The sequence below is a fragment of the Winogradskyella sp. genome (genome assembly GCF_965656915.1).
Lineage (GTDB): Bacteria > Bacteroidota > Bacteroidia > Flavobacteriales > Flavobacteriaceae > Winogradskyella.
Window position 1 is genome coordinate 19649 of sequence record NZ_CBFHMI010000032.1, and the last position, 7836, is coordinate 27484.

The 7836-nt window shown below is 32.6% G+C and carries 7 protein-coding genes; all 7 read right to left on the reverse strand.

Annotated elements, in window-relative coordinates:
- Positions 1-48: 48 nt before the first annotated feature.
- Positions 49-2199, reverse strand: a complete 2151-nt coding sequence (locus tag ACTG3Y_RS09095; protein WP_439152611.1) for a SurA N-terminal domain-containing protein — start codon at positions 2197-2199, stop codon at positions 49-51.
- Between the two features lie 96 nt (positions 2200-2295).
- Positions 2296-3585, reverse strand: a complete 1290-nt coding sequence (locus ACTG3Y_RS09100) for a hemolysin family protein (protein ID WP_439152612.1) — start codon at positions 3583-3585, stop codon at positions 2296-2298.
- Between the two features lie 3 nt (positions 3586-3588).
- The gene (locus ACTG3Y_RS09105) at positions 3589-3780 is read right to left on the reverse strand and encodes a hypothetical protein (protein WP_439152613.1); all 192 of its coding nucleotides are present in this window, start codon (positions 3778-3780) and stop codon (positions 3589-3591) included.
- A 37-nt stretch (positions 3781-3817) separates the two neighbouring features.
- Positions 3818-4384, reverse strand: a complete 567-nt coding sequence (gene lptC / locus ACTG3Y_RS09110; RefSeq protein ID WP_439152614.1) for an LPS export ABC transporter periplasmic protein LptC — start codon at positions 4382-4384, stop codon at positions 3818-3820.
- 6 nt (positions 4385-4390) lie between these two features.
- Positions 4391-5749: a hypothetical protein gene (locus ACTG3Y_RS09115; RefSeq protein ID WP_439152615.1), complete on the reverse strand. Its 1359-nt coding sequence runs from the start codon at positions 5747-5749 to the stop codon at positions 4391-4393.
- Positions 5750-5765: 16 nt separating this feature from the next.
- Positions 5766-7085, reverse strand: coding sequence for a hypothetical protein (locus ACTG3Y_RS09120; protein ID WP_439152616.1), 1320 nt, complete (start codon positions 7083-7085; stop codon positions 5766-5768).
- A complete protein-coding gene (locus tag ACTG3Y_RS09125) occupies positions 7085-7813 on the reverse strand; it encodes a type III pantothenate kinase (RefSeq protein WP_439152617.1) in 729 nt (242 codons plus the stop codon). The genes ACTG3Y_RS09120 and ACTG3Y_RS09125 overlap by 1 nt, the downstream gene beginning before the upstream one ends.
- Positions 7814-7836 lie beyond the last annotated feature (23 nt).

Below are 7836 nucleotides of genomic sequence, written 5' to 3' on the forward strand. Positions count from 1 at the left end.
AAGGCTTCACATTTCTGCAAAGCCTTTATCGTATATTAATAGAACTAATTAGTAAACTGTTTTAGCTCTGTTATCTTCAATATCTGCAGCTTCTTCTAATGCCTGATAAACTTTACCCTGTACTGTATTTCTGCGAGCAGTATTCAATCTATTCATAATTGCGGCATAGTTATCTAATTTAGTAGCGTCGTTTACTTTTGTAACTTCAACAACATAAACTCCTTTTTCTCCATCGATAGGATCTGAAGTAGCACCTTCCGCTAATCCAAACGCAGTTCCAATAACTTTAGGTTCAACACCTGCACCTGATAATGTGGTGTTTTTCATAGTTACGGCAGAAGCAGATCTTGGTGTTACTCCTTGATTCTTAGCAATGTCTTCTATTGATGTTGCTGTTAATTTTTCACGGATCATTTTTGCCTTTTTCTCTTTTCTTATTTCTGGTACAGCTGTTACCGCTGCATCTTCTGAATTCATTAATCCTTCTTCATTTTTTTCAACAAGTTTTGCAACTATAAATCCAAAGCCAGATATTGGAAAGTTTTTAAAGTCACCTACTTCAGTATCTTCATCAAATGTCCAACGCACTACTTCTCTTTGGCTACCTAAACCAGGTATATTTTCATCTAATTCCTTAAATACAATTGGTTTAACTGGTAAATCTCTTTCTGCAGCTAAATCATTAAAATCGCCATCTTTAGCAGCAATTTCAAACTTAGACATTCTATTAAACACATCTTGTAATGTTTGCTCAGATGGCTCAACTTTATCAGCTAATGTTGCTAATTTCAAAGCTTTATTAAAACTAGACTGATCTAATATTTCTATAACGTGATATCCAAAAGATGTACCTACTACTTCTACATCACCTTCTTCATTATTAAAGGAAAATTCTTTAAATTCTGGTGCATAAGATTCATTATAACCAAACTCTAACACTCCTTCTTTTTCATTACTTACTTTATCAGAAGACAATTCTAATAAATCCACAAATTTTGCGCTTTTAGATTTGATTAAACCTAAAATACTATCTGCCGTTGCTTTTGCTTCTTCTTGAGTTTTTGTTACCGCAGCATCAGCTCTTGTAGCACCAACAAATGGGACTAAAATATGTCTAACCTTAGCAGAGTCTGCCAATTGTTTCGTTGCAATAACTTTAGTTAGCTTAAAATACTCACCATCTCTGTATGGCCCATAATACTCACCTTCATTTAAACTTAATAACGTGTCTTTAGCTACTGCTGGTAAATTAGCAGCTCTAGAAAACACATCGTTATACTTAATATCTGAATAGGTATTTATAAATTCGGCAATATCATTAGTTGTATTAAATCCAGGAATCGTATCAGTATTCTTGCTATTCTCATTGTATTCAATTCTGTCTTCAACTAAACCTAGTAAACCAGCTTTAATTGCATCTTCATCTTCTTTAGACGCTTTTTCTTCAAACTCAACATACACTATTTCCCTGCTAGCATCAACCTTGTATTTGTCTTCGTTTTTCTTAACGTAGTCTTTAATATCTGTTTTAGACACAGTAACTAAACTATCTGCTACACTTGTATAAGGTACTTGCACATAACGCATGTCTATTGTTTTAGCATCACCGAAATATTCGTCTTCCGCTTCAGCAATTGTGGCTCCTACACCAGCTTTAATCATATTGTAATAACTTTGCTGTACAGCATTTGATGCTATAGTTTGCTCGTTATTTGTCCAGCTATCATAATTCACTAAGAAATTCCCAAGAGGTGCAGTTTCACCTTTTAGATCCTTTAAATTAGCTATAAATGCATTTAACTTATTTACATCGAACTCACCATTTTCATCTTGAAATTCTGGGTAAGACGAAAAACTGTTTTTCAATAAATCACGCATTTCATCTTTTTCTACTCCAAGGCCTAACTCCTCAAACTCAGATTCTAAGATAATTTTACGAAGTTCTTGATTGTAAATAGTATTCATAGACTGTGTCGAAGTTTGACTAGGCCCTACTCTGTCTTGATAACTTTTTACTTTTCTCTGAAACTCATCTCGCATAATATCTTTACCGTTAACTGTAGCTACTACATCTTGTGCGCCACCAGTTAATGCATCAGAGTTTTTAAATAAGTCTCCAATTACGAATGAAAATAACGCCATTGCAATTACTAATATTAGTATTAATGAGCGTTGTCTAATTTTATTTAAAACTGCCATATTACTGTTTTATTTGGAATAAATAAGTTTGCGAAAATAGTATTTTCTACCAAATAATAAAAGGAGAAACCTAGTTTTTATAGGTATTAATAGAGATTAATATACTTCGAGGATTTTTAACTGTATTATATCGATTTTAGTCGATGATACTTCTTCTATCGTGAATTTAAAATTATCAATCTGCACATCATCATGTACTTGTGGTATTTCTTCGGTTGCATTAACGATTAAGCCACCTAAAGTCTCATAGTTTTCACCTTCTGGTAAGTTTATTTTGTAGGTTTCATTGACGTAATCTACTTCAAGTCGCGCAGAGAACTTAAAAGTGTTTTCATTAATTTGTTCTTCAATAAGCGCAACGTTATCATGCTCATCTTCTATTTCGCCAAACAATTCTTCTATAATATCTTCTACAGTCATTATACCAGATGTACCACCATATTCATCAATAACAACAGACATACTGCGTCGCTTTTTAGTTAAGATATTGAGTACATCTTTAATAAGGATTGTTTCCGGCACAAACCCAACAGGAATAATAATAGATTTAATGTTTTTTGGTTTTTTAAATAATTCAAAGGCGTGGACATATCCCAAAATATCATCAATGGTATCCTTGTACACAATAATCTTTGTTCTTCCGGATTCTATGAACAGTTGTCTTAAACTCTCAATAGAATCAGAAATATCTACTGCTGTAATTTCAGTCCTTGGCACCATAACTTCCCTTGCTTTGACTTCAGAAAACTCTAATGCATTTTTGAATATCTGAATCTCACTATCTACGTCATCATGATCTTCTACAGATTCCATTTGTTCACTGATGTAATTACCTAGCTCTACTTTGGTCATTGCCAAAGCCACATCCTCACCAGAGGCTTTAAAAATATATTTTAGAACAGCATCTGATATCCATAATACAAAATCTGCAATCCAAGAAAACACCACATAAAAAATATAAGTTGGTAATGCCAATACCTTTAAAAGCGTGTTTGCATAAATTTGAAAAAATACTTTAGGCAAAAACTCTGCAGTGATTAGTATTATAATTGTAGATATAACCGTTTGAGTTAATAATTGAAGATCAGTCAATAGGTAGTTCAAAATAGTACTATCTGATGGCAGTAAAGATTGAAACCATCGTATCAGTACATCTCCCATTTTAAACCCGTAAATAACTAGTGCTATATTATTACCAATAAGCATAGTGGCAATATATTTTGAAGGCTTTTCAGTTAATCTACCTAAAATTTTACCAAGAAAATCCCCTTGTTTTTTTTCTAATTCTATATGAATTTTATTGGATGATACGTAAGCAATTTCCATACCTGAGAAAAAGGCAGACAATATTAGTGTACTTACAATAATGACTATATCAACAGTCATATATTACTTTTTGTTACGATCCTCAAACTTTTTTCTAAAGCGTTTTCTGAAGAAGAACATAAATACTGCAAGTGCCGCAAAGAATAAAGACATATATGCTCTATTTCTATCTATAGACCAATTAGAAATAGCATCCCATAAAAATAATGCTGCAAATATGATATAAGCGTATTGAAAAAATTTAAGAATCTTCATCAGTTGGTATTTCTAATAATTAGTAATGCAAAGATAGTTAATTATCGAGTTCAAAATCACCTCCTGTTTCGTGCATTTGAAACTTCTCAAAGTTTTTATCAGAATCAAAACCGTTTCCTTTTGTAAAACCAGTGGTACGTTTAAAGTAAAATGGGTTATTAGTAAAAACCCACTCTAGTTGTTGATTGTAATACAGTTGCTCAGTAAACAAGGTATCTTTATCTTGTGTGGCTATGATGACATTACCTTGTAGATCAATAATATCCGTTTCTGCATATGACACTGCATAATCCGCTAATATCACGGTTTCTTCATTTCCGTCTCCGTAAATGATAAGTTCTATCCCTTCTGGGAATTCTGTAAATTTGAATGGACGATTAGAATAGTCTAGTAGATTTGGACTTTTTAAGTTCGCTAAAAGTTTTACTACTGAATCTTCATATTCAGTATATTTTAAGTCTATATTTTCTGCCTCGCCAACAGGTTGATTTTGTAACACTCCTACTTTCTGTACATCACCAAAATTGTTTTTACAAGAAAAAAACATAGTCACAACTAACGCGGCGACTATGTTTTTTATTATGTATAGACTTTTATATTTCATGTATTCTTATGGTACAGTAACCGAACGACCTATCCAGCATCCGATTTTAATAACCTCACCAGAACATGTACAATTAAAGATATCTGTTTTACTTGGAGCTTTAGCTCTGTAACTTGCAGCTGTTTGTGCTGCTACCTTTCTTAAACGACTATCTACTCGGCCTGCTTTTTCTGCTTCACTAGCTGCTAACCAGAACACTGCTCTTTTATTAAACGTTGTATCACCACATCTATTTGCACTGCTTGCATACATTGCTGCAATAGACAGATAAGGGCTACCATCTGAAGGATTCAATTTTAGAGACTCCATATAGTATTGTCTCGCTCTACTATAACTTCCTTTAGATTTAAGATCACCTGCAAGTTTCTTATACAACTTAGCCTTTTTTAATGGGTCAGTTTCTAAAGTTATAGTCTGATCAAAATACTTTTTCTCATCAGTTAATAAGTAAAGGTAAAAAGCTGTATCTGCCGTTGGCTGTATGCTGTTCTTCTGTTCCACTAACTTTAAGAATAATGGATCTTCTTTACAGCCTTTAGCATACATTCTATTCATTGCACGTTGTAACCAAACCGTATTACTTTTATTATCCTCAAAATTCTTTTCATATAGAGGAATTAAAACTTCACATGTAGCCCTATCGCCGAGCTTTTTATCCATACTTGGCACAACTTGCTCTTCAAATGCTTTTATACTAGACTCGTAGTACTTCTTAAGCCTACCTTCTTTCTTGGTTAAGGTACCACCAGCAGCTTCTTTTTCTACTAATTTATTTAAGCTTTTAGTGTTTCCGTTAATAATACCTTCAATGACTTCAATAATATCATCGTACTTGTTAAACATGTCTTGTGCTGACATTTTTCCTGCATCAAATAAATCAACTGCTAATGAGAAGTAAGTGTAAAGGCCTTTTGCATTTGTAAAATGCTCTTTATCTTGTTTGAAAGCATCGTCAAACATTTTGTATTCATCCTCTATTGAAATATTTAACTCTTTCTGGTATTTATATACCAAATTTGCTTTGTCTACCATGATTTCAGCAAGATCATACTTAGATGAAAAATGCTCTCTACTTTGATCGTAAAGTTTCAATAAATCTTTAATATGTGCTACTTGATCAGCACCAGCAGAATTTTCAATTTTATGTTTTAGGATTTTCTCACCATGAACATAAATTGCTCGGTTAAATTTTGGACATTTTTCTCTTACAATTTTCCAAGGACCATAAGCATCATCGTACTTTTTGCTTTTTACATAACTATCAAATATAGATAGGTTATTCATACACTCTTCGTCTTGTTGAGCAAAACCAAAGTTAAAACTCACAAAAAGCGCCATCAGCAGTATAGTAATTCTCGTCTTCATGTTATTTTTATTAATGTTAGTCATACTTTCTTTTTTGAAACCATCTAGAATTCAAAGATAAACTTATGTTGAAGTTTAAAAAATTCTCCTTGATGAGATTTTTATTTGTTGTTCCTCGTTGTCCATATTCTACTCCGATATTCGCATTAGAAAATAAACTTCGGTTCCCAACTGGTAATCCTAACCCAAAAGATATGCCAAACTCTTTAATCGACTCATCTTTTATTACTAAACCTGTATTCCCGAAGTTAAAACCTGCTCTGTAAACCACACGTTTAAAATAGCCAGAGAACGCATTATAATTAGGAATATAGAATCCTCCGATAGCAAATTGAGATGAATTTTCGAAGGTTGAAATTTCACTATTAAAAATAGGATTTGAAAAATCTGAAGTGTTCTGCATTGTATATTCTGCACCAACAAACCACAATTTTGGTTGCCCAATTCCTGCACCAAGTGATAAACGCGATGGAATTGTGATTTCAGTTTTATCGAGTCCCTGAGACTCTAAATCTTCTTCAATTGTGTTTCTTACAAGTTCTTCACCAGTTAATTGGTTTAATAAAATTGAAGAATATGACCGTTCATTAGTAGAATTTAATTTACTCTCTGGTGCATATGTTGCAGTAGCAGATAATTCTAACTTATCCGTAATCTTAGATTTATAAGAAAGACCTAGATTTAAACTAAGACCACTTAAATCTGACCTACTATCTTGTCGTGTTTGAAATTGAACAAGCTCACCTTCTGGAGTATATTCTAGCTCTATGGCAGTATTCTGAATATTTCCAAAACTATAATTAATATCGATTCCAGCACTTAATTTGTTCGAAATTTGATATCCAAACCCTGCAAATACTCTATTGGTACCACCTTCGCCTCTGTACCTATATTCTAAATCGTCATCACTATTAAAATCATCTAATTTATAACCCACTGAGGTATATGGCAAGAGACCAAATCCAAATCCAAACTTACCAATTGGTACTGAGACTGCTAAATAATCGAATGTAGAACTATTAGCGTTCTCCTCTGATGAATTACTTTCTAATTTAAGTTCGTTAATAGTACCAGCGACTGTAAATTTCACAGGTCTGCTCTCATTATCAAAAGGATTTGCTTCTATATTTTTACCCACATATGCGGCAGGATTTCTGAGATTAACATGAATACTATCTAAGTACACGCTAATACCTCCCATACTACGATTTTCTACAGTTCCTTTAAATTTAAGACTGCCTAATCCATAAAAAGAATATGGAGATGCCGTTCCCTGTTGAGCAAAACCGTACGAACTAATTATTGTAATGCAAATTACAATGAGACGTTTTATCATTATTTTGAGTTATAATCTAGAATGAAATTCAAGCCTTCTAATAAAAAATTTGAATTCGCAAATATGCTATTTTTTAATTGGTTTGACAAAAATTTGGCATCTCCACCTGTTAAAATAACTGTTAAATCTGGGTATTCTGATAAATATTCATCAATTACACCATCAATTTCTTTGACAACACCATTTACAACTCCTGAGTGTATAGATGTTTCTGTAGAGTTACCTATTAAAGATTCTGGTTGCTCAGTATCTAATAACGGAAGATTGGCAGTTAAATTATTTAAACTCTTGTATCGCAATCTAATTCCAGGCGAAATGGCTCCACCTAAATAGTCATTTTTATCTGTAATAAAATCATACGTAATGCAGGTTCCAGCATCAATAATCAATACATTATTTTCAGGAAATTGATTAACCGATGCACTTACTAATGCTAGGCGGTCTACACCTAAAGTTATAGGTGTTTTATAACAATTATTAAAAGGTAATTTTGTCATAGAATTAAGCTCTACGATTTTTAAATCTTCACCTATACGCTCAATTTGTTTTTTAGATAAACGCCCAACTGATGAGATAATCGCATTTTGTATTTTAGGATACGCTTTTTGAATTAATTTATATTGCTTTTTAAAATCGGAAAGCTCAAAACTGGACTTGTAAATAAGATCCTTGTTTTTATAAACCGCAAATTTTACAAAGGTATTCCCAACATCTACAATTAGATTCATAAGCTTTAACTATATGACAAATT